We start from the raw sequence: 24,190 nt of genomic DNA, 5'->3' as shown, positions 1-24,190 counted from the left end.
TGCCCTTCCGTCCTTCGCGTCGGTCATCATCTATGGTCGGGACCGGACGGACCGCAAGGGTGGCGTGGGGGGGCACCATGGCTGAGGTGGTCATCTTCCGGCACAACCTGTTCCGGGTTTCGGAAACCTTCATCACCGAGCAGGCGCGTTTCCTGCGGCGGCATACGCCGCTGTACCTGGGCCGCCTGCGGTACGGCCCAGGACCGCAGGGGGCCGAGTCCCTGGCCCTGCGGGATCTGTGGCCGCACTTTGCCCTGCCGCGCATCGGCTGGCAGATGCTCACCCGCGATCCCAGCCCCTATCAGCGCTTGCTCGCCGGTCGCCGCCCCGCCCTGATCCACGCCCATTTCGGCGTGGAGGGGGTCTACGCCTTGCCGTTGGCGCGACGCCTGGGCGTGCCCCTGGTCACCACCTTCCATGGCTTTGACGCCACCCTGTCGACGGCGGCGCTGATGCTGTCGCCGGCATGGATCAATTATCCGCTGTTCCGAGGGCGCCTGGCCCGCCAGGGTGACCTGTTCCTCTGCGCCTCGGCCTTCATCCGGGAGCGGGTCCTGGCCATGGGCTTCCCGCCGGAACGGACACAGGTGCATTACATCGGCGTGGACACCCAGGCGATCCCGCCCCGCGACCTGGTGGAGGAGACGCCGACCATCCTGCATGTCGCCCGGCTGGTGGAGGTCAAGGGGGCGGAATATCTGATCCGCGCCTTCGCCCGCCTTGCGCCCCGGCATCCCGGGACCCACCTGGACATCATCGGTGACGGGCCCTTGCGCCAATCGTTGCAGCAGCTTGCGGGGACGTTGGGCGTGGGTGAGAGGGTGCGGTTCCTGGGGGCGTTGCCCCATGCCGAGGTGTTGGCGCGCATGCGCCGCGCCGCCATGCTGGTCCTGCCCAGTGTGCGCACCGGCAGCGGCCGGGTGGAGGGCCTGGGCATGGTGGTGCTGGAGGCCGCCGCCGCCGGCGTTCCCGTGGTCGGCAGCCGTATCGGCGGCATTCCAGAGGCCGTCATCGACGGTCAAACCGGCCTGTTGGCGCCGGAACGCGATGCCGAGGCCCTGGCGCGTCACATGGACGCCCTGTTGTCCGACCGTGACCTGCGCCAGCGCATGGGGGCGGACGCCCGCAGCCATGTCGCCCGGCATTTTGACATCCGCCACCAGACCGCCGCGTTGGAACGTCTGTACGACGGGGTTACCGGCCATGCGGCATGAAGGGCGGCATGAGGAGGGCCGGCGGCCTACGGCCGTGGTGGTTGCCCACCCGGATGATGAGATCCTGTGGCTCAGTTCCGTGCTGGCCGACGCCGACCGCGTCGTCTTCTGTTTCGGCGACCCCTTCGGCCGTCCGGCCAAGGCGGCGGCGCGGCGGCGTGCGGTCGCCGCCTTGCCGCTACCCAGCCTGGTGGATTTGCGCATACCGGAAAGCGGGGCCGGCTTCGCCGTTGACCGGGCCAACCCGGCGGCCACGCCCTTTGGCCTGGCGATCCGCGACGCGGACGCGCGGGGCCGGTACGAGGCCAACTTTCCTCGCCTGGTGGCGGCGCTGCGCCCCGTGCTGGAGGGCTGCGCCGAGGTCTACACCCATAATCCCTGGGGCGAATACGGACATGCCGAGCATGTCCAGGTCCATCGCGCCGTCGCGGCCTTGCAGGCGGAGCTTGGCTTCCGCCTCTGGTTCAGCAATTACGTCGATGCCGCCAGTTGGCCCTTCGCCTGTCGTCTGGCCGGTGACCCGTGCTGGAGCGAGCGTCGGGCCGCGCGGCCCGATGTCGCCACGGCGCGGCGCCTCCGGGCGGTGTACCGGCGCCAGGGCGCCTGGACCTGGACGCCCTTCCACCGCTGGCCGGTGGAGGAGACGCTCTATGGCCATGCGCCGGCTGAGTCGTCGGGGAGGTCCCTGGCGGGCGAGGTTCTGTTGGATGTGGCAGGCTTGCGCTGGTGGCCGCCACCTTGGCGCCCGGCGCGACGGCGATTGCCGGATCGTCCGGCCTGACCCGATGCCCACCTTTTCCGTTTTCGTACGCTTCCTTGTTTCCTGGCCGGTTTCCCGGCCCCTTTCCGGAATGTCCTCATGACGTCGACGACTGACAACGCCCGCCCCGGGCGCCTGGAAAACCTGGCCTCCGGCCTGCGGTTCGCGGCCCGCGCCATCGGGCAGCGCTATACCCCGCTGCTGGCCCAGGTGGTGGTGACCCGCCGTTGCAACCTGGCGTGCGGCTACTGCAACGAATATGACGACTTCTCACCGCCCGTTCCGCTGAAGGACCTGCTGGCGCGCGTCGATCATCTGGCGAAGCTGAAGACCGCGTCCATCACCTTCACCGGGGGGGAGCCGCTGCTGAACCCCGACCTGGACAAGGCGGTTCGCCATGCCCGCGAACAGGGCATGATCGTCACCACCATCACCAACGGCTTCCGCCTGACCCAGGAATGGATCGAGCGACTGAACCTCGCCGGCCTCCAGGGCATGCAGATCAGCATCGACAACCTGGAACCCGACGACATCTCGATGAAGAGCTTGAAGTCGGTGGAGGGCAAGCTGGAGCTGCTGTCCAAGCACGCCCAGTTCAAGGTGAACGTCAATTCCGTCCTGGGCGTGACCGGGGAAAGGACGCAGGACGTGGTGACGGTGGCGGAGACGGCCGCCAAATACGGCCTGCAGCATTCCGTGGGCGTCCTGCATGACGGCAGCGGCACGTTGAAGCCGCTGAGCCCGGCGCAAATGCAGGCCTATGAGAAGGTCACCCAGATTTCGCCATCGCTGGTACACAGCCTGAATTACTGGCTGTTCCAGAAGAACCTGATGAATGGCCAGGGCAACGATTGGCACTGCCGTGCCGGCGCCCGCTATCTCTACGTCACCGAGGATGGCCGGGTGCATTGGTGCTCACAGCAGCGCGGATACCCCAACATCCCGCTGCTGGACTACACGCTGGAGGACATCAAGCGGGAGTATCATACGGAAAAGGGCTGCGCGCCGACCTGCACCCTCAGCTGTGTGCATCAGATGAGCATGTTCGACCGCCGTCGGCAAACCATCGCCGACCCGACGACCCAGGCGACGGCCCCCCAGGGGCCTGCGGCTGAGCCGGTCAGTTGACCGGCTTTTCCCGGTCGTAGCGGAACAGCCCGCCGTATACCGCCGCCATGGCCGCCACGACGATGGCGACCCCGGCGGCGGGCCGTTCGCTGCCTGGCAGCAGGCGCAAGAGCCAGACCAGCGTCGCCATGACGACGATGCCCGCCACCGGCAGCGCGAAGGCCCGTGCCACGGTGCCGGCGGCGATGCCCCAGGTACCGCGTAGATAGTGCGCGCCCCACAGCAGCACCGGCGGGTACAGCGCCAGCCATACCGCTGAAACGGCGACGATGCCCATGGCCGCCGGCAGCAGCAGCCCGACGCCGACGATGCCGGCGCTGAGCAGGGCCAGGCTGGTGGCCGACAGCCGCGCCGCCAGCCCCGGCCGGCCCGACGCCATCATCAAGGGGGTCAGCAACTGCGCGGTCACGCGCAGCAGGGCGGCGCCGGCCAGCAGCTTCAGGGGCAGGGCGGCGGCGGCATAGCTGGCGCCGTTGTCGTCGTGGATCAGGGCGGTCAGTGAGTCGGCCGCCAGGATCAACCCCACCATCAACGGCGCCGTCAGCAGGGCCAGCCGGCGCAGCGACCAGGTCAGCGACTGGGTCAGGCCGTCCAGGTTTCCGGCCATACGGGCGAAGACGGGCAGGGCGGTGCGGTTGATCAGCGTGCCGACCGCCATCACCGGTTCCATGGCGATGTCGAAGGCCACGCGATACAGCGCCAGCGGCGCCGCGCCGTAGAACCAGCCAACCAGCAGGAAGTCGATGTTCTTGAAGATCTGCTCGAACAGGTTCACGGCGGCGGCCCGGAACCCGAAGCGGACCAGGCCCCCGATGTCGTCCCGTTGGAAATGCAGGCCAGGCCGGAAGGGGCGCGCCAGTGTGGCGCCGACCAGGGTGTAAAGGCCGCTGGCGACATATCCCGCCACCAGGGCCCAGGCGCCGGCCCCGGCCATGGCCAGGCCCAGGCGGGTTAGGGCGGCGCCCAGGGTGGCGGCGACGTTAACCATGGCGATGCGCTCATAGCGCAGGTCCCGGTTCAGCAGCGCCAGGGGGATGACGGCGGCGGCCACCAGCGGCTGCTTGGCGCCCACGGCGATGAAATAGGCGGCCATGCCCGGCACGCCGTACAGCAACTCGAACCCCGGCGCCGCCAGCAGGGTCAGCGCGCCCATGACCAGGGCGGCGGCCATGATGAACCAGAACAGGCTGTCCAACTGGCGCTTGCTGACCGACGGGGCCTGCAGCAGGGCATCGCCCGTGCCCAGGCCGTCGAAGGCCTCGATCACCATGCCGGCGGAGATGACCAGGGAGGCGACGCCGACCTGCTGTTTGCTGAGGAAGCCCAGCACCGCCAGGATGGTGGTGAAGTCGATCACCTTGGCCAGGACGGTGGCGCCGCCCAGCCAGTTGAACCCCCGGCGCAGGTGTCGCTGATGATCGGTGTCGCTCACGGGCGGTCAACGACGGCGGAGGGGGATGTCCCGGGTTCCGGCCGGGGCGGCAGGACCCAGGCCCGCGTGCGCAGCAGGTGCCGCAGCCAATCCCGCGACTGGCCGAACCACGCCCGGAACTCCGCCTTGCCCCAGGGGCGCCGCGCCGGTGCCGGTGTCGTCAGGCGTTCCTGGATCAGCGCGTGGATGCGCGCCGCCCGGGCCGCCCAGGTGTAGCCCTGACTGTCGGTCAGGGCAGCCTCCGCCAAGCGGGCGGCGCGGGCGGGATCGGTCAGCAGCGCGTCGATGCCGGCCACCAACTCTGCCGGGGAATCCGGTGGGCAAAGATAGGCGTTCTCGTCATGCCGCAGTACCTCCGCCACGTCCGGCGTCTGCCCCGCCAGGATGGGGCGCCCTGAGGCCAAGTAGAAGAACACCTTCAGCGGCAGCACGGTCGACCCGAACTCCGCCAGCGGCAGCCGGGACGGGGGGATCAGCAGGATGTCGGCGGCGTAGATGTAATCGGCCAGCGCATCCGCCGGCTGGTAGGGCACGATGCGGACGTTGGGCAGGTCGCGTGCCATCACCTCGATGGGGCCCTCGCCGTACGACCCCACCAGGATGAACAGCACGTCGGGCCGCAGCCTTGCCGCCTCGATGGCCAGGGCCAGACCCTTCTTGTGGTTCACGCGGCCGGTATAGACCACCGTTTTGCGGTCGGGCTCGACACCGATGCGCCGCTTCGCCTCCGCCACCGGGATGCGCGCCTGGAAGCGCGCGGGCTCGAAGCCGTTGCGGATGCAGCGCACCTTGTCCTCCGGTAGGCCCAGCGCCAGGTACTTCCGCCGCGTGTACTCGGAATGGCAGATTTTGACGATGAAGCGCCGGTGGCCGACCAGGCGGTACAGCCAGTATTGCAGGGGCGGGATCTGGTCCGGCCAGGGACGGTAGTGGTCGAAGGCAACCCGCTGCCCGAACAGCAGCGCCATCCAGGCGACCCAGAGGTTGCGGGTGTAGACCAGATCGGCCTGTTTGAACTCCGCCCGGAAGGGCAGCGTCAGCCCGCACAGGAAATGCCGCAGCGCCGCCGGGCCGGCTGGCGCGTGCGCGGGGACCACCGTCAGGCCGCTGACCCGCTCGGCCACGATGGCCGCGTCACCGTCCGCCACCGGCACATGCATCCACGACCGCTCGGTCAGCGCGGCGAGATAACGGGCTGTTGTCGTGAAGACTTCGGCATCGGCCTCTGTGCTGGCGAGGGAATTTTCAAAGGTGAACAATATTCGCATTGAAAACCATACCAGGCAGGGACCCGGGCGCGGGCTCGCGGGGAGTGTTCGCACATATGGCCTGGTGACTCAATCGCCAGCCGCGCCATGCCGACGCGCTATCCGGCCTGCTGGTTGCGCATGAAATCGGCCAGGGGCGCCAGCGCGCCCAGGATGGCCTGGCGGCCCCGGGCATCGGGAATGGTCTCGTCCAGCGCCCGCTTCATGCACAGCAACCAGGCGTCACGCTCCGCCTCGCCGATCTGAAAGCCCAGATGGCGGGCTCGCAGGCGGGGGTGGCCACGCTCGGCGGAATAATCGCCCGGTCCGCCCATCCATTGCGCCAGATACAGAGTCAGCACACGCTTGGTTTCCGCCAGATCCGAGGGATGCATGGCGCGCAAGTCGCGCGCCTCCGGCACGGTGTCCATCTGATGATAGAAGGCATCCACCAGCCGGCCGATGGGTTCCATCCCGCCGATCCACTGGTAAAGGGTGGTCTTCTGTCCGCTGTCGCCGGTCATGGTCTGGGCTCTGCCTGTCCTGCGGCCCCCAAGGCAACGGGGCGCCGCGCCTTGTACCGCAAAGCCGCCTCGCCCGGAAGCGCCGCGCGCCTCCCGTGGCGCCAGGCCATTAGTCAGGGGATATGCGATATCCCGGAATTATCACCTTCGCCCGCCCGCCGCGTGCTGGTATGAAGGGGGGCGGCGCCCATCCGGGTATGCCCAGGGAGAATACGCGCCAGCAGCGCCGCCACCGGCGCCGCCGCCTTAACGACCAAACGAAAATCGGGAACGTCCATGTCGGTTAAACATCACCTGCTGCTCTCCACTGCGTTGCTTATGACAACGCTTACCTATGCCGGTCCCCGGGCCGCCTTGGCCGCCGACGCCCCGGCTGCCCCGGTCACGGGCACCTGGCAGGACGCCGCCCAGTCGCCCGACGCGCGCACCAGCGCCCTGTTGAAGGTGATGACGCGGGAAGAGAAGCTGCAGTTGGTGTTCGGCTATTTCTCGACCGACTTCAAGCCCAAGGCCTACACCCGCATCGAGGGGGGCATGGCCGACTCCGCCGGCTATGTTCCCGGCATCGCCCGCCTGGGCATTCCCGCCCAGTCGCAGACCGACGCCGGCGTCGGCGTGGCCACACAGGCCAGCCCCACCCCGCGCCTGCGCACCGCGCTGCCGTCCGGCCTGGCGACGGCCGCCACCTGGAACCCGGAGATGGCTTTCGCCGGCGGCGCCATGATCGGTGACGAGGCGCGCCGCTCCGGCTTCAACGTTCAGCTGGCCGGCGGCGTCAACCTGACGCGCGAGCCGCGCAACGGCCGCAACTTCGAATATGGCGGCGAGGATCCCTTGCTGGCCGGGACCATCGTCGGCCAGGCCATCAAGGGCATCCAGTCCAACAACATCATCTCGACGCTGAAGCACTATGCCTTCAACGATCAGGAAACCAGCCGCAACTTCATCGACGTGAAGGTCGATGAGGCGGAGGGGCGGCAGTCCGACCTGCTGGCCTTCGAGATCGCGCTGGAGACGGGCAACCCCGGGTCCGTCATGTGCTCCTATAACCGCGTCAACGGCGCCTATGCTTGCGAGAACGACTGGCTGTTGAACCAGGTCCTGAAGAAGGATTGGGGTTTCAAGGGCTTCGTCATGTCCGACTGGGGCGCCACCCATTCCACCGCCCCGGCGGCCAACGCCGGGCTGGACCAGCAGTCTGGCTATCCCTTCGACAAGTCGCCCTATTTCAAGGACGCGCTGGATGAGGCGGTGAACAACGGCCATGTCAGCGCCGCTCGCCTGGACGACATGGCCGCCCGCATCCTGCGCGCCATGTTCGCCAACGGCCTGTTCGAGCATCCGCTGAACGGCGACCAGGCGGCCACCATCGACTACGTCGCCCACGCCAAGGTCACCCAGGCCGACGCGGAAGAGGCCATCGTCCTGCTGAAGAACCAGGGCGATGTGCTACCCCTGGCCAAGACGGTGAAGACCATCGCCATCATCGGCGGCCATGCCGACGTCGGCGTGCTGTCCGGCGGCGGTTCGGCCCAGGTTTACCCCTATGGCGCACCCGCCAACGGCCTGATCATCCCCAACGAGGGGCCCGCCTTCTTCCCCGGCCCCATGGTTTACGATCCTTCCTCGCCGCTCAAGGCGCTGCAGGGTCTGACCCAGGCCAAGATCACCTATATCGATGGCAAGGATGCCAAGGCCGCCGCCAAGCTGGCGGCCGGCAGCGACGTCGCCATCGTCTTCGCCACGCAATGGACGGGCGAGGGCCAGGACGCCATCGACCTGAACCTGCCCAACGACCAGGACGCCCTGATCAAGGCCGTGGCCGGCGCCAACAAGAAGACGGTGGTGGTGCTGGAGAACGGCGGCCCGGTGGTGATGCCCTGGCTGGACAAGGTGGCGGCCGTGGTCGACGCCTGGTACCCCGGCACCAGTGGTGGCGAGGCCATCGCCCGCGTGCTGGCTGGTGAGGTCAACCCCTCCGGCCACCTGCCGGTCAGCTTCCCGGCCTCGGTCGACCAACTGCCGCGCAAGGTGGTGGACGGCGACCGCAAGGACAAGGCGGAGCATCCGCATGTCGACTACACCCTCGAGGGCGCGGCCGTCGGCTACAAATGGTATGAGAAGAAGGGCCTGAAGCCGCTGTTCCCCTTCGGCCACGGCCTCAGCTACACCACCTTCGCCGCGTCCGACCTGGCAGCCGCCGCGCTGGACGGCAAGGGCGTGAAGGTCAGCCTGACGCTGCGCAACACCGGGGCCCGCGACGGTAAGGCCGTGGCCCAGGTCTACGTGACGCCGGCGGCTGGTGGCTGGGAAGCGCCGAAGCGCCTGGGCGCCTTCCGCAAAGTGGCGCTGAAGGCCGGTGAGAGCCAGAGCGTGAGCCTGACCGTGGACCCTCGCCTGCTGGCGACCTACGACACCGCGGCGCACGCCTGGAAGATCAAGGGCGGCGACTACACGGTGATGACCGGCACGTCCTACCAGGACATCACCGCCAAGGTGACGGTGCACCTGCCGGACGCCACCCTGCCCGTGGGCGCGCCGTAAGCGTATCATCTGGTGAGCAATGGGGGCGTCCTTGGGGGCGCCCCCTTTCATTTTGGGCTGGGCTTCAGCCGGTCAGGCCCGCCTCACCCCGGCAGGCGGCGGCGATGGGCTTGGCCTTGTCCATCAGCAGGGCGGGGGCGCCGGTCAGGCCCTTGCGCTCCTGCTCCGCCAGGACCGTCACCTCCTTGTCCGTCAGCGCCGCGTTCACGCGGCTTGCGGTGCAGTCGCAGAAGCGGTGTAGCTTGGCATCCGCCACCCCGGCCGGCGACGATGCCCGCGCGGCCTGGAAACAATGCTCGGCGAAGTTGGCCGTCATGGCGGCCCGGAAACCAGCCACCTCTGCCGACTGGGCCACCGACAGGGACGACGGCGACCGCATGAAGGCGACCCCGAGACCGGCCACGCCGCAAACGACGACAAGGGCGACGGCCATCTTGGTCTTGTTCATGGGCATCCGGCTCTCCGTTCTGTGTATCCCGTGTGAACGGGAGTATGGACGGACGCGACGGTTTTGTCAGGGGCGCTTGACCAGAATATTTTGAACTACGCGCGGGGTTCCAACCTATCATTGGGTCTGGTAGATCCGCATTTCTTCCGGTCGGCGGATGTATGCGCGCCCACTGCTGCTATCGACTGTGATGTTACCGCAGCGGCACTCGGCGAAATGGGCGGGCATGGATGGCACCGTGTCGCTGCAGCTCAGGCATTCGTAACTTATCTTTTTTCCGGCGGGATAGCCTTGCCCAGGGGAAAACGGGAGGGGGCGTCGCATTGTTCAGTAGCCTTATCCGAAATAATGGATGAGATCGGCGATCCTGTCGCGATCTTCCGGGGCGATGGGGTCGCTAAGATTGATATAGATGTCATTCAGCAGGCCGCGTACGGGGGGTGAGGGCAAATCCAAGGCCAGAATGGCCAGTAATTCCTGCCGCTTGTGCGTGTCGTTCACGTACAGGCGGACCAGATCCTCCAGAATGATGGTCGCTTCTTCTCCCGTCATCGCTTGGTCCTTGTCACGCGGGCCGGATTGAGAACGTCTTGGGTCCCGTCCACGCGATCACCCAATACGGTCGATCGACACGTCCGCTGTCTCGATAGTGGGCAACAACCTCCGCCGGGCACCAATCCCGGCCAGAGGAAAACAGGGCGCCGATGTCGATCAGGGCATGGATCAGGGTGATTCTGTCCTCGGTGGACGTGATGGCGCGTCTATGCTCACCGTTCCACAGCTGAAACCCTAAAGAGGCAAGGGCCCCCTGGTCGGTGGGGGTCATGGCCATCGCCACCGCCCGCTCTCCCGCCAGTTCGGTAACGATGATGCCCTGTTTAGGCAGGACCGCTGTCGGCGTCGTGGGACCTCCCTGGGGGTGAAACTGGGCACCTTGGGGCCATGGATCGCTCATCAATATGCGGGCCCCTGCCGGACCAAGGCGCCCGCCAGCGGATCATAGGCGAAGTGCCAATCTTGCCAAGGCTCCGTAAATTTCATCGCTCCACAAACGACGGAGACGCCTGTCTCCAGATTGCTGGACACGTATTCGAAGAGATAGCCCGCCGGCGGCGGCAGCTCCGCCACCATCGCGCCATCGGGGCCGAATATCTTCAGCCTGAGGTGAACGATGCCGGAGGTAGGCGGGGGGGCGGCAAGGACGAACAATCGGTCGCCGTATGCATAAGCTGACTCGGCACCGGGAATGTCCAGGGCGAGCGGACCACCCTCCCGCGCCCAGAAAACACTCTTGCCCGCGTGCACCGTGATTGGTCCATCCATGATGGCTTTTTCCGGTCCTACGATGCGGTTCCCCGGTCTGCGCCCGGCGGCGTTGTCAGCCGGCTGTCTGCCTGACGCTGGCGGCATCGCTCCACCAGGGGCAAGGCCGCCGAAAGGTCCTGACGGTAACGCTCGAACTCCGCCCGGCTGATCTCATAGTACTCTTCATAGTCGGCTAGGCGGTTGCTGACGGGGATGGACAGATAGAACCGGCCATCGCCCTGATCCACCCCGATGGCGAAGCGGTGCTCCCGACTGATGGTGATATCCTTGACCGTCATATCCCGACTACACTTGATGGCATGCTTTCCTTGGGGGACTGGGTAGGAAACTAGGGCGCCATACGGGAAAATGTAGGGAGTGGCCGCTTTTTCCTGGCCGGTTGTTGCGCTCATAGGGCCTGTTCGTTAACGGCGTGCCGTTTCAGGAACGCTTATTTGTGCCAGTAGCTGTACGCCCAGCTGATTGCCTTTAACGCGGCATCATCTAGGGTCGTGTATTTCTCCGATGTCTTCTGCGCAATCCAGTGACACCCGGAAAATAGGTCGTGAATTTGCCAGTCAGGTTGAAGTTGATCCGCATATGCTAAGATTTCTTCTATCTTCTTGCCGACGGCTCTGGACATGCCTTCGTCAAGGCCGGCAGTGGCTCTGTCCATGCTCTCTGTTGGGTGTGGGAACTTACCAAAGCCCAAATATTTTATAAGTTAATCATTAATATTTTCCGGCAGGCGTGAATCATCAACACTCCTTGCGTCACGGTTCTCATTCAGCTTTGTCGGTGCTGATTCCACAGGTTCGTGCTCCCTCGCTCCGGCCGCCGTCGTCCCAATGCCTGCATCTAATCGATATCCGAAATATTTTGGCTGCCTGGGAAAATTGTATTGTGGCGACTTATCTGCCTGCTGCCCTGCCCATTGCTCCGGCGACGGCCGGCCCTCCTGACGCACCAGCCAGCCTTGTCGCACCGCATCACAGGCGAAGCGGGCCAGCGCCTTGCCGTCCAGGCCCACCGCCGCTGGCAGAACAGGCCAACGGGAAGGGGTGCCCGATCAGCGTCAGCCCGGGATCTGCGCCTCTTTGCGACAGGCGTTGGAGATGAGGTCGAGCTTGGGGGCGAGTTCCGGCGGCACGCCCGTCTGGCCCTGATGCTCCAGGTCCACCAGATGCTTGACCTCGTCATCGCTCAGGGCGGCGTTCAGCTTGGTGGTGTTGCAGCCGCAATAGGCCTGGACCTGGCTCTCGCTGATCCCGGGTGCGGCGCGCGCCGCCTTGACGCATTGCTCCATCATCCTGCCGGCCATGTTCTTGCGCAAGATGGCGACATCGGGATGACTGCTTTTGAGCAAGGTGTAGCCAAAACCGATCACACCACCGACGATGATGGCGACACCGGTCAACACTGCCTTGGATGTCATGGTAAGCCTTTCTGAGATCTCAGAATTGGAAGTCCGAAATAAATAAATGTAAGCGATAATTCATTCGGTTAGTCGCTTCCATATCTCATCTTTTATTTTATCCAGCTTATTATTCTCCAAAACTCTTTCATTAAAATTATCGCGCCATATGTAGAAATCAGAAAAACTGCCGTTCCCGCCCATCATATATTTATACGTGTCTCTGACATAGTTAATTGATCCATTAAAATCGCCATGAAATTTTACACAAGAAGATAGGGAGTGGCATATCGAATTAATTCCCCTCACCCAATTATTTTCATTCTCTTCTAAAAGTATTTTTCTAAGTCCCTCAAAAAGCACCAATAGTTCTTGACATTTTTTTTGCTCGTTCATATTCAATACCCCCTACAACGTTTCACCAATAATCGTTGCTCTCGGTACAGGGTGTGATTTATCAGCGTAAACTTTAATTAAGAGGCATCTAATAATGCTCGGAGAAGGCGAGGCTGGGCGGAAGTGCCGTGTACATAGATATAGATAGTGGCCAGCGCGTCGGCGAGAGTTGATGCCGCATCTGCCGCTTGACCTCCTCTGGTGCGCTTTCGGCCAACAGGGGGTCGCCATCCCAGGGGAAGGTGGTGCGATGTGCAGCTTCGTTGGTCGGTGTGGGTGCTGCGCGGACGCTTTCCTTCCACATTCGACTACTAAATCCGATCTGGAATTTAGCACAAATCTGTATGTTTTTTAAGACGTCGCTTTCCTAAGCGGCCTGTTCTCATTCTGAGTTTTAACGATAACGGAATATGCATCCTTTTCACTTTTCAATATTATATCAGCCTCATCCTGGTTAATCTCTACATCTACAAATTGAGGGACGATTTCTCCTCGATCATATCGAGCATATAGCGTGTCGTTTTCTTTGATGATTTTCACGCCATGGGCACTTGCGACGATCATTGGGCTGCCTCTTAGAATATTGGGTTGGCGGTATAGGTGCCGGGAACCGCGGGATCAATGGTGGCCTCTGGAATGCCACCGGCAGTATATCCTCCAGGGACCCATTGTGAATTCGCCCCAAGTTCATTCCCATCCGGCATGCGGAGGCCCTTGGGATTTGGGATATCGACCCGTATGGGGTTGTCCCCAAGTGTGCCTGGATCAAGGCTCAAGCTTTGCTCCAGCTTTGAGACGCTGCCACCCGCGTTGCTGATCATTTCGTCGGCGACAGACTACGGAAGGTGCCGGGTTCGTAGACATAGACGGTGGCCAGGGGATCGGCAGGTGCGGGGGCCGCGTCCGCCGGCTTGACCTCCAGCGGTTTGACCACCACCGGCTCGCTTTCGGCCAGCAGGGCGTCGCCGTCCCAGAGGAAGGTGGTGCGCCGGGTGGCGATGGACGCGGCGGGGCCGGGTCGTTGGCCGGGACGGGGCCCGCATGGACGCTTTCCTTCCGCACGCGGCGGCCAAAGGCGTCGTAGCCGAAGCGGGTGAGGGTGGTGCCCCGGCGGCCGCTCTCTTCCACCGCCAGCAGGCGGTCGCAGGCGTCATAGCGATAGCGCGTCACCCCGCGCCGCGCGTCCTCGATGGCGGTCAGGGTGTCGGCGCCGTCATGGCCATAGGCGCGGGCGTAGACGGTCTCGCTTCCCGCCGCCCCGCCATTGGACCGGCGGCCTTCCTGGCGCACCAGCCGGCCCTGGGGGTCGAAGGCCTGGATCTGATGGATGCCGCCAGCCAGGCGTTCCACCTCCCGCCCTGCCGCGTCGCGGGCGAAGCGGGCCAGCGCCTTGCCGTCCAGCCCCACCGCCGCCGGCAGGTTATGCTGACGGGAAGGGCTGTCCGGTCAGCTTCAGCCTGGGATCTGCGCCTCTTTGCGACAGGCGTTGGAAATCAGGTCGAGCTTGGGGGCGAGTTCCGGCGGCACGCCCGTTTGGCCCTGATGCTCCAGGTCCACCAGATGCTTAACCTCGTCATCGCTCAGGGCGGCGTTCAGCTTGGTGGTGTTGCAGCCGCAATAGGTCTGGACCTGGCTCTCGCTGATCCCCGGTGCGGCGCGCGCCGCCTTGACGCATTGCTCCATCATCCCGCCGGCCATGTTCTTGCGCAAGGTGGCGACGTCGGGATGGCTGCTTTTGATGAAGGTGTAGCCGAAACCAATCGCGCCGCTGGCCAGGATGGCGACGCCGATCAACATTGCCCTGGATGTCATGGCAGGCTCTCTCGATTTGGCTGTAATATTCTGATGTTTGAACCTCGGCTTATGTGTTGTGTATTTTAATATTTATCCCTGTGAAACGCCTCCAATTTTTTTGCCATTTCGATCACATCCTCATCATCGCACCATTCTCCAAGATACCTAGTGACTCCGATGTTTGTAACAACAGGAGGAATTCCAGAAGAAGGTCGTGGAAATTTTCTTGAAATAACGGAATTTTTCATTGTTTTCAGATTGTTAATAAGTCTTTGATAGTATTCAATCTTCCATGTATCTAGTTTTTCGTAATTAATTTCAGATATTTTTCGTTCTGATAGATCAATATTTTCCTGTATAAGCTTAATAAAGCCATTTTCTTCTTCATCAAGAGTGTTCATTTTGGTATTCCTCTGGATTCTACGATCCAAGATGGATCGAAATCTTTGAACCTGTATTGAAGCGCGCCGCCTTGGAAAATTGTGCCGTCAGCGCCTTTCTGTTGAGCGGCTTCACCAACATAAGCCGTTATATCAGTTCCTTTTGGGATTTTAATAACAGTTGCCACTTCACGATTTCCCCATTCGGGAGGCAATGCAAGTCCTTGATGGACATCGTCTATTGTCGAGAATTTATTGCCCTGCTCAAGACTCGTCCACCATTTCGCACTTCGTCCCTGACCTAACGGAGTGTCAGCGTGGTATGAAACGAGAGTTAGGTCATTCTCCAATGGACCAGACATAAGCTTATAGCCGGGTTTGAAGTTGGCCAGATCTTCCTCAAACCCTCTTGAGTAATCAATCCTGTTGCTGGCCAACGCGTCTAAGCCACACTCCAACCCCATCGGATCGACCCACTGCACCGGGTTGGGCGCGTAGGCGGCGATGTTGCTGCCGCCCCTGAGCCGGATGGGGTCCTGGGTGATGAAGCAGCCTTCGGCCGGGGCGTAGTAGCGGTGGCGGTTGTAGTGCAGGCCGGTTTCGGGGTCGTGGTATTGCCCCTGGAAGCGCAATGGGTTGGGGATGGTGGCGACGGTTTGGCGGGCCAGGGCGCCCCAGGCCTTGTAGTCGGCGGCCCACACCACCTCGCCATTGTCGTTGGTCAGCTCCTGGGGCGTTCCCAGATGGTCCAGGTGGTAGTGGTAGGCCTGGGCGCGTTGCCCCGGTTCCGCCCGGCGCAGCTGCGCCAGGGGGCGGAAGGTGCCGGGCTCGTAGACATAGACGGTGGCCAGGGGGTCGGCGGGTGCTGACGCCGCGTCTGCTGGTTTGACCTCCACCGGGGCGCTTTCGGCCAGCAGGGTGTCGCCGTCCCAGAGGAAGGTGGTGCGCTGAGGGGCGGCGATTGGGGCGGGGCCGGCATCGTTGGCCGGGACGGGGCCCGCATGGGCGCTTTCCTTCCACACGCGGCGGCCGAAGGCGTCGTAACCGAAGCGGGTGAGGGTGGTGCACCGGCGGCTGGTTTCCTCCACCGCCGTCAGGCGGTTGCCGGCGTCATAGCGATAGTCCACGGTCACGGCACCGCCGGCGGCGCGCCATTCCTTCACCCGGTTGCCCCAGGCGTCGTACTCGAACTTGGCGTCGCCATGGACCAGCAAACGGTCGCCCCGGGCCTCGCCGCCCCAGAAGGCGGCATCGGGGCCGGAGGCCAGGATGTTGCCGGCGGGGTCGGTGACGAAGCTCTCGGGGTTGGCGCCCTCCACCGCCAGCAGGCGATCGCAGGCGTCATAGCGATAGCGCGTCACCCCGCGCCGCGCGTCCTCGATGGCGGTCAGGGTGTCGGCGCCGTCATAGCCATAGGCGCGGGCGTAAACGGTCTCGCCTCCCGCCGCCCCGCCATTGGACCGGCGGCGGCCTTCCTGGCGCACCAGCCGGCCCTGGGGGTCGAAGGCCTGGATCTGATGGATGCCGCCGGCCAAGCGTTCCACCTCCCGCCCCGCCGCGTCGCGGGCGAAGCGGGCCAGCGCCTTGCCGTCCAGCCCCACCGCCGCCGGCAGGTTGTCCGGCCCCCAGGCGGTGTCCAGCCGGCGACCGTCCGGCAGCAGGGTGGCGACGCGCCGGCCCCGGGCGTCGCGCAGGAAGCGGATCTCCTGGTCGCCCTGCCGTTCCAGCACCGGCCGGCCGGCGGCGTCATAGGCGATGGCGACGTGGGTGTCGGGCGTGTCGGCGGACAGCAGCCGACCGGCGACGTCGTAGCCGAAGCGATGGCTCTGGCCATCAGCGTACAGCGTTTCCAGCAGCCGGCCGGCCGGGTCGCGGGTGTAGCGGGTGACCCGTCCCTGGTCCACCGCCGCAGCGACGAAGCCGGCGGCGTTGCGGTGGTAGTCCAGGCGCCGGCCGTCGAAGCCCGTCTCCCCCACCAGTCGGCCGGCGGGGTCGTAGTCCAGGCGGTACTGTTCCCCCTTCTGGTTGAACAGGGCCACCAGGTTCAGTTCGCTGTCGTACTGATAGCGGAAGACGGAACCATCGGCGGCGATGCGCTCCACCGGGTAGGGCAGCCCGTCATAGCGCCAGCGGGTGACGCGGCCCAGCGGGTCACGATGCAAGGTGGCGTGGTCCTCGGCATCGTATTCCAGCGTCACCACGCCGCCGTCGGGGCGGTGCAGGGTGGTGACGTTGCCGTTGGCGTCGCGCTCCAGCCGCAGGGGCGCGTCCTCACCCCGCCGCATCTCCACCACCCGGCCCAGGGCGTCGTGGGCATAGCGGCGGCGGTCGGTCTTGGCCGTGCCCTCGGCCAGCAGGTCGCCCTGGGGGGACCAGCTGTAGCGCGCAAGCAGGCCCAACTGGTCCTGGATGGCCAGCGGCAGGCCGCGCGTGTCGCGGGTATAGCGGGTGACCTCCCCCAGCGGGTCGGTATAGGTGGTGAGGTTGCCGCGCCGGTCATAGCCGAAGCGCTCCACCGCGCCGTCGGCCCGCGTCACCTGGACGGGGCGGCCCAAGGTGGCCCGATTTAAATCGGGCTGAGCACCGTCGTCGCCGTAGGTCAGCCGCGTGACGGCGCCGTCCGCTGCCACCCGCTCCACCAGGCGGCCCAGATCGTCATAGGTCAGCTGCAGGGTGCCGCCGTCGGGCCCGATCAGGGCCAGCAGGTTGCCGGCGGGGTCGTAGCGATGGCGGGTGGCGCCGCCCAGCGGGTTCACCTCCTCCTCCACCAGGCCCAGCTTGTTCCAGCGATAGCGGGTGACGGCGCCGCGTCCGGTGGTGACCACGGTGGTGTGGGCCTGGACGTCATAGACCATGCGGGCGCGGTACAGCCCGGCCTCACCGGACAGATACACGCCCCAGGTGTCGACGCAGCGGGCATCACGGCCGCGCGCCACATCGTCCCAGACGAACTGGAAGCGCAGGCCGCCGCGCCGCGTCTCCTCCACCAGCAGATGGTTGTCATAGCGGTAGCGCCAGGCGTTGCCGCGCGCGTCGCGCGCCTCCACCAGGTCGCCGGCCGCGTCATAGGTGTAGCTGACCAGGCGCAGCGGCTGGTCGCCGCCGGCCGGGTCGGGCCCATCGACCGCGGTGATGCGGCCGGCGTCATCCGTGGTGACGGCGAAGGCGCGGCCGGCGCTGTCGTGGATGCCGGTCAGGCGCCCGCCGGGCCCACGGTGCAGGACAATGGCGTTGTCGTTGGGGTCGACGACGTGCGCCAGGTGGCGCAGGCCGCTCTGATCATCCCGGTCGCCGAAGACGTAGGCGATCCCGGTGTAGGTCGCCAGCCAGTAGCGCCGGCCATCGGTGTGCAGGATCAGCCGCTCCACCACGTTCAGGCTGGGGCGGCCGGGGGCCGGGTCGGTGAAGAAGGCCAGGCGCCCGTCGGCCAGGCGCGCGGCCCAGCCGCCACCGTCGATCCAGCGGTACAGCGCCATGTCGAGCGGGTGGTGCCAGCCCGACCCCAGTTCGCCCTTGTGGGTGGAACTGGACATCCACACGCGCGACCACACCAGCGGCAGGGGGCCCGTCCCCTCGAAATCCATCGCCTCGGTGAACAGTTCGCCCGTGGCCACGTCCACGGGATGGCCGGCGGTGTAGCGGGTGGCCAGCTTGCCGCCGGCGAAGCCGCCGGCGGCCCCGCCCAGCGCCTCGCCGATGATGCGGCCGCGCTCTCCTCCAACCGCTTGGCCGATGGCGCCGCCCACCTTGGAGCCGGCATAGCCGCCCGCCATGCTGATGACCGTGGTCTCGCCGAAGGTCGCCAGGCCGCACAGCCCTTCCGCCATGAAGGCGCCGGCGGCACCGGCGCCCAGCCCCAGCACCGTGCCGCCGATCATCAGCACTTCGGCCAAGGTATTGGCCCAGTCCGGTACCTCGCCATGGATCTCCATATAGGTGCCGGGATCGCGGCCGATGAAGACGTCATGCGACCCATCCATGATGGACCCGTCGCATTCCAGCTTGTCACCGATGCGGGCGGCCGGCTTGCCGTTGATGAAGACCGTCTTGCTGCCCTGGGCGATGTGCTGGTTGGGCGGCCCGTCGCGGGAGCAGGCGGCCGCGTCCTGGATGGCGCGGGCGGCCGGCTTGTCGTTGATCAGCACATTGCTGGAGCAATCGGGCGCGATCTCCCCGGTCTTGTCGGTGAAGGTGCTGCCAAGCGCCTCGCCCAGCAGGGCGCCGCCACCGGTGGCGGCCATGGCCCCGCCCACCGCCGCGATAACGCCCAGCGCCGCCCCGCCTGTTCCCACCACGGCGATAACCGCCAGGGCCGCACCCAAGCCAATGGCCGCCCCGGCGATGAAGCCGGAGAGCGCGCTGGTGTGCTGGATGGGGTCTTCCAGCCGGGCTGCCCCGTATTGCGGCGCGCCGCCGTCCATCGTCAGGCCCCGGCGGCGCCGGCACCGGCGGGCGCCGGCCAGGCGAAGCTGTTCAGGATCTGCATGAACTGTGCATCCGCGTCCGGGAACTCGGTCAAGCGGGCGGTATTGACGATGGTGATGCAACGGCCGTCGGGCAGCAGGCTGTAGACCTGCCGCTGCTTGATCGGACCGGCGCCGGCATCCCATTGGAATACCAGCTCCGCTGCCGGCCGGCCGGCCAGCATGACATCCTGGCGTGTGATCAGCTGGAAGCTGCGGGCCCGGGCGATCAGGTCTTTCAGCTGCCGGTTGACATAGGCGCCCAGGCCTTCCTCCGCCTGCGGCCGGTCATAGGCGACCATGATGTTGGGCACTACCGGGCCGCCGCTGGGCGGAGCCGACCAGGCGATCATGGAGCGGTCGATCCAACTGTCCGGCAACTGGATGCTGAAGTCGGGGGTGCGGCAGGTTTGCGGCATGGCGGATGTCCTTTAGATCTGACCCAGGATGCGGGCGACCGCGATGGCGCTGTCGGCATCGGCATTGCCCGTGCTGGGCAGGGGCGCCTGGGTGGGCAGGGTGGCTTGGCCGCCCGGCAGGCTGCTGGCCGGCAAGCTGCCCGTCTGCCCCCAGGCGCCCGCCTGAGGCACGCTGGAATAGGAGGAGGGCATCACGGGCGGGGTGGCGGAGGATGTGGCCACCACAGGCGCGGCCAGGGACGGTTGCCCCAGGGAGGGCGGCACCAACGTGGGTGCCGACAAGGAGGGTGCTGCAACCGACGGGGCCTGGGGCAGGGGCGGCAAGCCCGTGTTCATGCCGCCGCTGGCGGCCAGATTGGACAGGCTGGGGGCGGTTGACGCGTCTGGAATGCCCGGCACGCCCCCGTTGGGCACGCCCATACCGGATGAGCCCGGCAGCGACGGGCTGGTCAGCGAGGGAGCGGCCAAGCCGCTGCCGCCCAACATGCCTTGCCCCAGCGCGGTTTGCGCCAGGCCACCACCGGCCATCCCCCCCGCCGACCCAACCGCCGGGGTTCCGCCTCCACCCAGCAGCTGGGCCGCCTGCGCCGCCGAGCCCAGGGGGCTGCCGACGGAGGAGGGCAGGGCCGGCGCCGCGGCGTTGGCCAGCGCGCCCAGGTCGCCGGCCGAACCGAAACCGGCCGGCGCCGCCGACAGGGATATCGGCGTGTAGGGCTGGATGCCGAGGCTGGCGCCAATGGCGCCGGGCTGGATCAGGGCGGGTAGGTCGACCATCCGGAAATCTCCCGGGAAATGAAGCTAATGGGAACTAGGGTTGGGGCTGGTGGCGTCAACTGCTGCAATTCAGCCAGATTTTCTGGCCGTCCTGGCTGATGCCGTCCTTGTCCAGCACCACGGTGCTGCCGTTGCTCATGAGAACGATGTGGTCGGTGGTCATCTGCAGGGCGCTCTTGCCCACCTGCAGCACCACCATCTCCCCGGCGACGTTCACCATCGCCTTGCCGACGGTTTCGAACATGTTGTTCTGGACGACCATGGAGAGGTCTTTTTGGGAGTGGAAGGCGATCTCTTCTGATCCAGCCTTGTCCTCCAGGGTGAAGAGGTTGAAGCCTCCGCCGCCGGGGCTGCTGGCGGTGCGGAAGGTGGTCTGGGTCTGCTGTGCGGGCAGGCCCAAGGGGGCGGTGGTTTCGGAATTGGGGACGGAGCCCAGGATGACGGGGCGGTCTGGGTTGCCCTCCATGAAGGCGACGACGACCTCCATGCCGATGCGGGGGATGGTCTGGGCGCCGAAGCCGCGGCCGGCCCATCCCTGGGCGACGCGGACCCAGCAGGAACTGGCCTCGTTGGACTGGCCGCGGCGGTCCCAGAAGAACTGGACTTTCACGCGGCCGTACTTGTCGGTGTAGATCTCCTGGCCCTTGGGCCCGACGACGACGGCGGTCTGCATGCCGGGGATGGTGGGGCGCAGGGTGGTGTGCTGGGGGACGAAGGGGGTGGCGGCCGGCATGCAGGTGAAGTGGTTGGCGTAGCCGGAATGGCTGGCGCCGCCGCCTTCGTAGCTGAGGTCGCTGGCGCTGTGGCTGACGCTGAGGACGACATAGGCGCCGTTCTCCGCCATGACGGGATGGTCGGTGAGCTGGAAGCGGCCGCAGGGGGCGAGGGAGCGGCAGTCGCTGGCGCCACGGATGGTCTCACGCTCGACCTCCTCGGCCTGCATGGCCAGCTTGGCGCGGCGCTCGCCATCGCCGGCGGTGCCGTGCAGTCCGGGATAGTCGAAATGCTCGTGCTGGGGGTCCTGGGCGTAGGTTGAGACGGTGGGGATGGTCTGCTTCAGGTCCAGCTTGCTGGTCTGGAAGTTGTAGTCGGACATGGCCCAGGCACTGGCCTGGTAGGCATGGTCGCGGTTCCAGGTGTTGATGTGGTTGGAGCGGGAGGAGGTGGCGCTGAAGGGGATGAGCGCCTCCTCGCCCGTCTGGTAGGCGGAGGTCTGGGAACCCAGGACCAGGGTGTGCTTTCCCGCCTCATGGCGGAAGAAGTAGTAGAGCCCGTCCTCCTCCAGAAGGCGGGAGACGAAGGCCAGGTCGGTTTCGCGGTACTGCACGCAATACTCGCGCGGCGGCGGGGCGCTGACGCCGGAGAAGTCGTAGTGGGTGACGCCCAGCTCGCCGAAGATGGTCTCCAGGATGTCGAGCGTGGTCTTGTTCTGGAAGATGCGGCAGTCGCTGGTGCGGGTGAGGAACCACAGGCGGGGAACGACCCGCAGGGTGTAGTGGCGCTGCCCGCGCGAGGCGGCGTTGCCCCCGGTGAGGGAGGCGACGACGCCGTTGAAGACGCGATAGACGCCGTCGTCCACGCGCAGCTTCAGGTCCACGCTCTGCGCCAGCAGGGCGGCCGGGTCGATGTTGTCGTCCAGGGCGCGCACGGTCGCCCGGAACTCGAAGGGCACCGATATGCCCTCCCGCCCTTCCAGCGCCTCCAGCAAAAGCTGGTCCGGACCCAAGGGGCTCTCGATCCCCAATAGCCGTTCCGCTTGCGTGTAACCGTCCATGGAAGCCTCACAAAACCTGGGCGCCGGCCGGGGGAACGCCGAGGAGGGCGGCGATGACCAGGCCGGACGCGATGATCATGATCATGGAAAAGGCCATTAATTCGGGCAGGCGATCGGTCGCCGCCATGTAGTCCACATCGGCCTTGCGGTAAGGCGCCAGGAACAGGCGCCACAGGCCGGGGAACTCGCCGGTTCCCCCGGTTCTGGCCATCCAGGCCTTGATGGTCGAGCGCCACTGCAGCAGGCCGACCATGAAGAACAGCGACAGCGCCGCGACACCTGCGGCGGCCAGCAGGGGGGCCGCCAGCACCATGGACATGGACTTGCCACCCAGGGCCAACAGGGCCAGGCAGACGCCCAGCAACCCGAACAGCCCCAGGAACGCCTTGGGCGTCCGCTCCCGGTCCGGCAGGCGCGCGGCCAGGGAGGCCAGCAGGCCCAGGGTTGGCGGCGGGGTGGGCGAACGGAAGGGCTTGGTGTGCAAGTGGGCTGCCATGGTGTTAGCCCACCCACAGCATATAAATACCGACTAGGTAGGCGAGCCAGGCAAGGACAGTACAGCCATCGGAGAATTCTGACTGGGAAATGGCTTCCAGGCGCGCGGTTGGTATCCCTTGTTGCCGCACGTTCCGTACGATCCTCAGACCGTTGGTGTGAAAGACGGTTCTGAAAACCATTGCCGTAGCGCTGTATAAGAATGCTAGGACCATAAAAGCCATGAAGGGGACCAGCACGTACTTCGAGGGGCCGACCTCGTCGTACTCCTTGCTAATTCCATCCGTGACTTGGAACCAAAGCGTATAGGAGATAATGAATCCAATAACCGACACGGCGATGACGGATACAAACACCCGGCTGCGCGGCAATCGCGCAGTGTGACCCAGGTTTGAAATCATGGAAATCAATGTATCCATGGTCTTGTCGTCCGCGGGAGCTTGGGAGAGGCCGGTTGGCACGATGCTTAGTTCCAACGGAAGCTTTCTTCCGCGATTTCCAGGGCCCGTTGGGCACTGGCTTGCAGCGCCAGTAACTTGACGTTGGGATCGGACATTAACATCCCAAAGAAGACCCAGCCCTCTCCCCCTCTGTGGACACGGGTCGAGATGTGCATAGGGCCACCATTGAGGGACGCCGCTCGCTCAGCCATCCAGGCGTCTCGGGCTCCAGACATGTGAATGAGCTTGGTACTGTCCATTGTAACGCCCTTGGCATGCAGAGCGGCTAGGTAGGTCGTTTCCACTTCGTCCGCCGTCCGGGCACTGGACAGCGGCAGAGTCACCGCCACCATATTACCGTAAACGTGGTGCAGCGACGGCTCCTCCGCCTTGAAGCGCAGGGAGGTGCCATTCGGCGGCATCACCGGATCCGGTGACATGATCCAGGAGGCCGGCATCTTGAAACGCGCTGGTCGTGGATGCGGCATGTCATAGCTGGTTAGAGGCTCGGCCGCGATGGCCCCGGTAGGATGAGTCAAGGCGAAGCGGTTGACGGCGATGCCAATCTCACCCGCATGCTGAGCGTAGGCAACCATGGGCGCGCGGCCTTGGACGAGAAAAATATACGGGCCGTCCTTATAGGTCTTCATGCGGTAGACGAAGTCGATGCCGTTGATGGTGCGCGTTGCCATCACCTCCGCCAAATCGCCCGCTGGCGTCTTGGTCAAGCGCTTGTCTAATACCTGGTAGCCGTTGCCTTCCAACCAGGCGGCCAGCCAACCGGCGGCACTCATCTCCCGTGGCAGCAGGATGACGTCGACCTCAATGGCGTAGTTCTCGCCTGTCTTGCCAAACAAGGCTAGCTGGGCAAGGTTGTCGGACGGTGTAGGTTCGGCATCCGGCAAATCGTACTGTTCCGTCCCTCTGGGGCGCAGAATGCTAAAATCGAATGCTGGGTGGCGAGGCTTGGTGACGTCCACCTGCCCATAAGTGGCCCTGAGTTCCGCTTCGGATAAAACTGGCTGGGACTTGAGGTCCATTTTCGCACCTGCGACTGCGGAAAACGTTACGGATAAAGTGACTGACAAGACGGTCATCAATCCAGGTGGTCTGCATGATATTTTGTGCATCCGTGATAATCCTGGAAAATAATTAACCGCATTAAATCTGAGTAATTTTGCCTTCAAACGACCACTGATCATCCGAACGCTGATTACAGTACGGGCGGGGTTAATCATG

The 24,190-nt window shown here is 65.2% G+C and carries 24 protein-coding genes; 4 read left to right on the top strand and 20 right to left on the bottom strand.

Features of this window, described 5'->3' with window-relative positions; genetic code table 11:
• The first annotated feature begins 77 nt into the window (after positions 1–77).
• The 3 genes from FBZ90_RS15325 (at position 78) to FBZ90_RS15315 (ending at position 3,102) form a co-directional block, all read left to right on the top strand.
• Positions 78–1,214, top strand: a complete 1,137-nt coding sequence (locus FBZ90_RS15325; RefSeq protein ID WP_145733522.1) for a glycosyltransferase — start codon at positions 78–80, stop codon at positions 1,212–1,214.
• On the top strand, positions 1,204–1,995 hold the full coding sequence (locus FBZ90_RS15320) for a PIG-L family deacetylase (RefSeq protein WP_145733520.1): 792 nt from the start codon (positions 1,204–1,206) through the stop codon (positions 1,993–1,995). The genes FBZ90_RS15325 and FBZ90_RS15320 overlap by 11 nt, the downstream gene beginning before the upstream one ends.
• A gap of 78 nt (positions 1,996–2,073) precedes the next feature.
• Positions 2,074–3,102, top strand: coding sequence for a radical SAM protein (locus tag FBZ90_RS15315; protein WP_145733518.1), 1,029 nt, complete (start codon positions 2,074–2,076; stop codon positions 3,100–3,102).
• Here FBZ90_RS15315 and FBZ90_RS15310 read toward each other — a convergent pair.
• The 3 genes from FBZ90_RS15310 to FBZ90_RS15300 all read right to left on the bottom strand — a co-directional run bounded on the left by FBZ90_RS15310 (position 3,095) and on the right by FBZ90_RS15300 (position 6,305).
• The gene (locus tag FBZ90_RS15310; protein ID WP_145733515.1) at positions 3,095–4,534 is read right to left on the bottom strand and encodes an oligosaccharide flippase family protein; all 1,440 of its coding nucleotides are present in this window, start codon (positions 4,532–4,534) and stop codon (positions 3,095–3,097) included. The two genes, FBZ90_RS15315 and FBZ90_RS15310, sit on opposite strands and share 8 nt — an antisense overlap.
• Positions 4,531–5,802 (bottom strand): glycosyltransferase family 4 protein, encoded by a 1,272-nt coding sequence (locus FBZ90_RS15305; protein WP_145733513.1) that lies wholly within the window; start codon positions 5,800–5,802, stop codon positions 4,531–4,533. The genes FBZ90_RS15310 and FBZ90_RS15305 overlap by 4 nt, the downstream gene beginning before the upstream one ends.
• Positions 5,803–5,900: 98 nt before the next feature.
• Entirely contained in the window at positions 5,901–6,305 is a 405-nt protein-coding gene (locus tag FBZ90_RS15300) for a group II truncated hemoglobin (protein WP_145733511.1), read from the bottom strand.
• Positions 6,306–6,581: 276 nt separating this feature from the next.
• Between FBZ90_RS15300 and FBZ90_RS15295 the strand changes: the two genes are divergently transcribed.
• Positions 6,582–8,849: a glycoside hydrolase family 3 C-terminal domain-containing protein gene (locus FBZ90_RS15295; RefSeq protein ID WP_211102061.1), complete on the top strand. Its 2,268-nt coding sequence runs from the start codon at positions 6,582–6,584 to the stop codon at positions 8,847–8,849.
• Between the two features lie 64 nt (positions 8,850–8,913).
• Here the strand turns inward: FBZ90_RS15295 and FBZ90_RS15290 are convergent, their stop codons facing one another.
• From FBZ90_RS15290 to FBZ90_RS15210, 17 genes are all read right to left on the bottom strand, one after another.
• On the bottom strand, positions 8,914–9,297 hold the full coding sequence (locus FBZ90_RS15290; RefSeq protein WP_145733508.1) for a hypothetical protein: 384 nt from the start codon (positions 9,295–9,297) through the stop codon (positions 8,914–8,916).
• 336 nt (positions 9,298–9,633) lie between these two features.
• Positions 9,634–9,849, bottom strand: a complete 216-nt coding sequence (locus FBZ90_RS15285) for a hypothetical protein (RefSeq protein ID WP_145733506.1) — start codon at positions 9,847–9,849, stop codon at positions 9,634–9,636.
• Between the two features lie 13 nt (positions 9,850–9,862).
• Complete coding sequence (locus tag FBZ90_RS15280; RefSeq protein ID WP_145733493.1) at positions 9,863–10,252, bottom strand: hypothetical protein; 390 nt, start codon at positions 10,250–10,252, stop codon at positions 9,863–9,865.
• A complete protein-coding gene (locus FBZ90_RS15275) occupies positions 10,252–10,620 on the bottom strand; it encodes a hypothetical protein (RefSeq protein ID WP_145733491.1) in 369 nt (122 codons plus the stop codon). The genes FBZ90_RS15280 and FBZ90_RS15275 overlap by 1 nt, the downstream gene beginning before the upstream one ends.
• 17 nt (positions 10,621–10,637) lie before the next feature.
• A complete protein-coding gene (locus tag FBZ90_RS15270) occupies positions 10,638–10,901 on the bottom strand; it encodes a hypothetical protein (RefSeq protein WP_145733489.1) in 264 nt (87 codons plus the stop codon).
• A gap of 776 nt (positions 10,902–11,677) precedes the next feature.
• The gene (locus tag FBZ90_RS15265; protein ID WP_145733487.1) at positions 11,678–12,037 is read right to left on the bottom strand and encodes a hypothetical protein; all 360 of its coding nucleotides are present in this window, start codon (positions 12,035–12,037) and stop codon (positions 11,678–11,680) included.
• A 60-nt stretch (positions 12,038–12,097) separates the two neighbouring features.
• Positions 12,098–12,412: a hypothetical protein gene (locus FBZ90_RS15260; RefSeq protein ID WP_145733485.1), complete on the bottom strand. Its 315-nt coding sequence runs from the start codon at positions 12,410–12,412 to the stop codon at positions 12,098–12,100.
• A gap of 765 nt (positions 12,413–13,177) precedes the next feature.
• Positions 13,178–13,819, bottom strand: coding sequence for a hypothetical protein (locus tag FBZ90_RS15255; RefSeq protein ID WP_145733483.1), 642 nt, complete (start codon positions 13,817–13,819; stop codon positions 13,178–13,180).
• A gap of 45 nt (positions 13,820–13,864) precedes the next feature.
• Positions 13,865–14,224: a hypothetical protein gene (locus FBZ90_RS15250; RefSeq protein WP_145733481.1), complete on the bottom strand. Its 360-nt coding sequence runs from the start codon at positions 14,222–14,224 to the stop codon at positions 13,865–13,867.
• 65 nt (positions 14,225–14,289) lie between these two features.
• Complete coding sequence (locus tag FBZ90_RS15245; RefSeq protein ID WP_145733479.1) at positions 14,290–14,607, bottom strand: hypothetical protein; 318 nt, start codon at positions 14,605–14,607, stop codon at positions 14,290–14,292.
• Positions 14,604–19,007, bottom strand: coding sequence for an RHS repeat-associated core domain-containing protein (locus tag FBZ90_RS15240; protein ID WP_145733476.1), 4,404 nt, complete (start codon positions 19,005–19,007; stop codon positions 14,604–14,606). Before FBZ90_RS15240 ends, FBZ90_RS15245 begins: the two co-directional genes overlap by 4 nt.
• 2 nt (positions 19,008–19,009) lie before the next feature.
• Positions 19,010–19,468: a DcrB-related protein gene (locus tag FBZ90_RS15235; protein WP_145733474.1), complete on the bottom strand. Its 459-nt coding sequence runs from the start codon at positions 19,466–19,468 to the stop codon at positions 19,010–19,012.
• A 12-nt stretch (positions 19,469–19,480) separates the two neighbouring features.
• Positions 19,481–20,242: a hypothetical protein gene (locus FBZ90_RS15230; protein ID WP_145733472.1), complete on the bottom strand. Its 762-nt coding sequence runs from the start codon at positions 20,240–20,242 to the stop codon at positions 19,481–19,483.
• Positions 20,243–20,297: 55 nt separating this feature from the next.
• On the bottom strand, positions 20,298–22,016 hold the full coding sequence (locus FBZ90_RS15225; protein ID WP_145733470.1) for a type VI secretion system Vgr family protein: 1,719 nt from the start codon (positions 22,014–22,016) through the stop codon (positions 20,298–20,300).
• A 7-nt stretch (positions 22,017–22,023) separates the two neighbouring features.
• A complete protein-coding gene (locus tag FBZ90_RS15220; RefSeq protein ID WP_145733468.1) occupies positions 22,024–22,512 on the bottom strand; it encodes a hypothetical protein in 489 nt (162 codons plus the stop codon).
• 4 nt (positions 22,513–22,516) lie between these two features.
• On the bottom strand, positions 22,517–22,987 hold the full coding sequence (locus tag FBZ90_RS15215) for a hypothetical protein (protein ID WP_145733467.1): 471 nt from the start codon (positions 22,985–22,987) through the stop codon (positions 22,517–22,519).
• Positions 22,978–24,189, bottom strand: a complete 1,212-nt coding sequence (locus FBZ90_RS15210) for a hypothetical protein (protein WP_145733465.1) — start codon at positions 24,187–24,189, stop codon at positions 22,978–22,980. Before FBZ90_RS15210 ends, FBZ90_RS15215 begins: the two co-directional genes overlap by 10 nt.
• Position 24,190: the final 1 nt, after the last annotated feature.

It is taken from the genome of Nitrospirillum pindoramense, assembly GCF_007827955.1.
Taxonomy (GTDB): domain Bacteria; phylum Pseudomonadota; class Alphaproteobacteria; order Azospirillales; family Azospirillaceae; genus Nitrospirillum; species Nitrospirillum amazonense_B.
Note: the sequence above shows the minus strand (reverse complement) of the source record. Positions and strands in the feature narration are given on the sequence as shown.

Bases quoted from the DNA above. Each gene is read 5' to 3' on its own strand.
- FBZ90_RS15260 (WP_145733485.1), bottom strand. From the start codon at position 12,412: ATGAACGAGCAAAAAAAATGTCAAGAACTATTGGTGCTTTTTGAGGGA.
- FBZ90_RS15270 (WP_145733489.1), bottom strand. From the start codon at position 10,901: ATGACGGTCAAGGATATCACCATCAGTCGGGAGCACCGCTTCGCCATC.
- FBZ90_RS15280 (WP_145733493.1), bottom strand. From the start codon at position 10,252: ATGAGCGATCCATGGCCCCAAGGTGCCCAGTTTCACCCCCAGGGAGGT.
- FBZ90_RS15245 (WP_145733479.1), bottom strand. From the start codon at position 14,607: ATGAACACTCTTGATGAAGAAGAAAATGGCTTTATTAAGCTTATACAG.
- FBZ90_RS15295 (WP_211102061.1), top strand. From the start codon at position 6,582: ATGTCGGTTAAACATCACCTGCTGCTCTCCACTGCGTTGCTTATGACA.
- FBZ90_RS15225 (WP_145733470.1), bottom strand. From the start codon at position 22,016: ATGGACGGTTACACGCAAGCGGAACGGCTATTGGGGATCGAGAGCCCC.
- FBZ90_RS15275 (WP_145733491.1), bottom strand. From the start codon at position 10,620: ATGGATGGACCAATCACGGTGCACGCGGGCAAGAGTGTTTTCTGGGCG.
- FBZ90_RS15305 (WP_145733513.1), bottom strand. From the start codon at position 5,802: ATGCGAATATTGTTCACCTTTGAAAATTCCCTCGCCAGCACAGAGGCC.
- FBZ90_RS15230 (WP_145733472.1), bottom strand. From the start codon at position 20,242: ATGGTCGACCTACCCGCCCTGATCCAGCCCGGCGCCATTGGCGCCAGC.
- FBZ90_RS15265 (WP_145733487.1), bottom strand. From the start codon at position 12,037: ATGACATCCAAGGCAGTGTTGACCGGTGTCGCCATCATCGTCGGTGGT.
- FBZ90_RS15285 (WP_145733506.1), bottom strand. From the start codon at position 9,849: ATGACGGGAGAAGAAGCGACCATCATTCTGGAGGATCTGGTCCGCCTG.
- FBZ90_RS15210 (WP_145733465.1), bottom strand. From the start codon at position 24,189: ATGATTAACCCCGCCCGTACTGTAATCAGCGTTCGGATGATCAGTGGT.
- FBZ90_RS15220 (WP_145733468.1), bottom strand. From the start codon at position 22,512: ATGGCAGCCCACTTGCACACCAAGCCCTTCCGTTCGCCCACCCCGCCG.
- FBZ90_RS15240 (WP_145733476.1), bottom strand. From the start codon at position 19,007: ATGGACGGCGGCGCGCCGCAATACGGGGCAGCCCGGCTGGAAGACCCC.
- FBZ90_RS15325 (WP_145733522.1), top strand. From the start codon at position 78: ATGGCTGAGGTGGTCATCTTCCGGCACAACCTGTTCCGGGTTTCGGAA.
- FBZ90_RS15320 (WP_145733520.1), top strand. From the start codon at position 1,204: ATGCGGCATGAAGGGCGGCATGAGGAGGGCCGGCGGCCTACGGCCGTG.
- FBZ90_RS15300 (WP_145733511.1), bottom strand. From the start codon at position 6,305: ATGACCGGCGACAGCGGACAGAAGACCACCCTTTACCAGTGGATCGGC.
- FBZ90_RS15290 (WP_145733508.1), bottom strand. From the start codon at position 9,297: ATGAACAAGACCAAGATGGCCGTCGCCCTTGTCGTCGTTTGCGGCGTG.
- FBZ90_RS15235 (WP_145733474.1), bottom strand. From the start codon at position 19,468: ATGCCGCAAACCTGCCGCACCCCCGACTTCAGCATCCAGTTGCCGGAC.
- FBZ90_RS15250 (WP_145733481.1), bottom strand. From the start codon at position 14,224: ATGACATCCAGGGCAATGTTGATCGGCGTCGCCATCCTGGCCAGCGGC.
- FBZ90_RS15315 (WP_145733518.1), top strand. From the start codon at position 2,074: ATGACGTCGACGACTGACAACGCCCGCCCCGGGCGCCTGGAAAACCTG.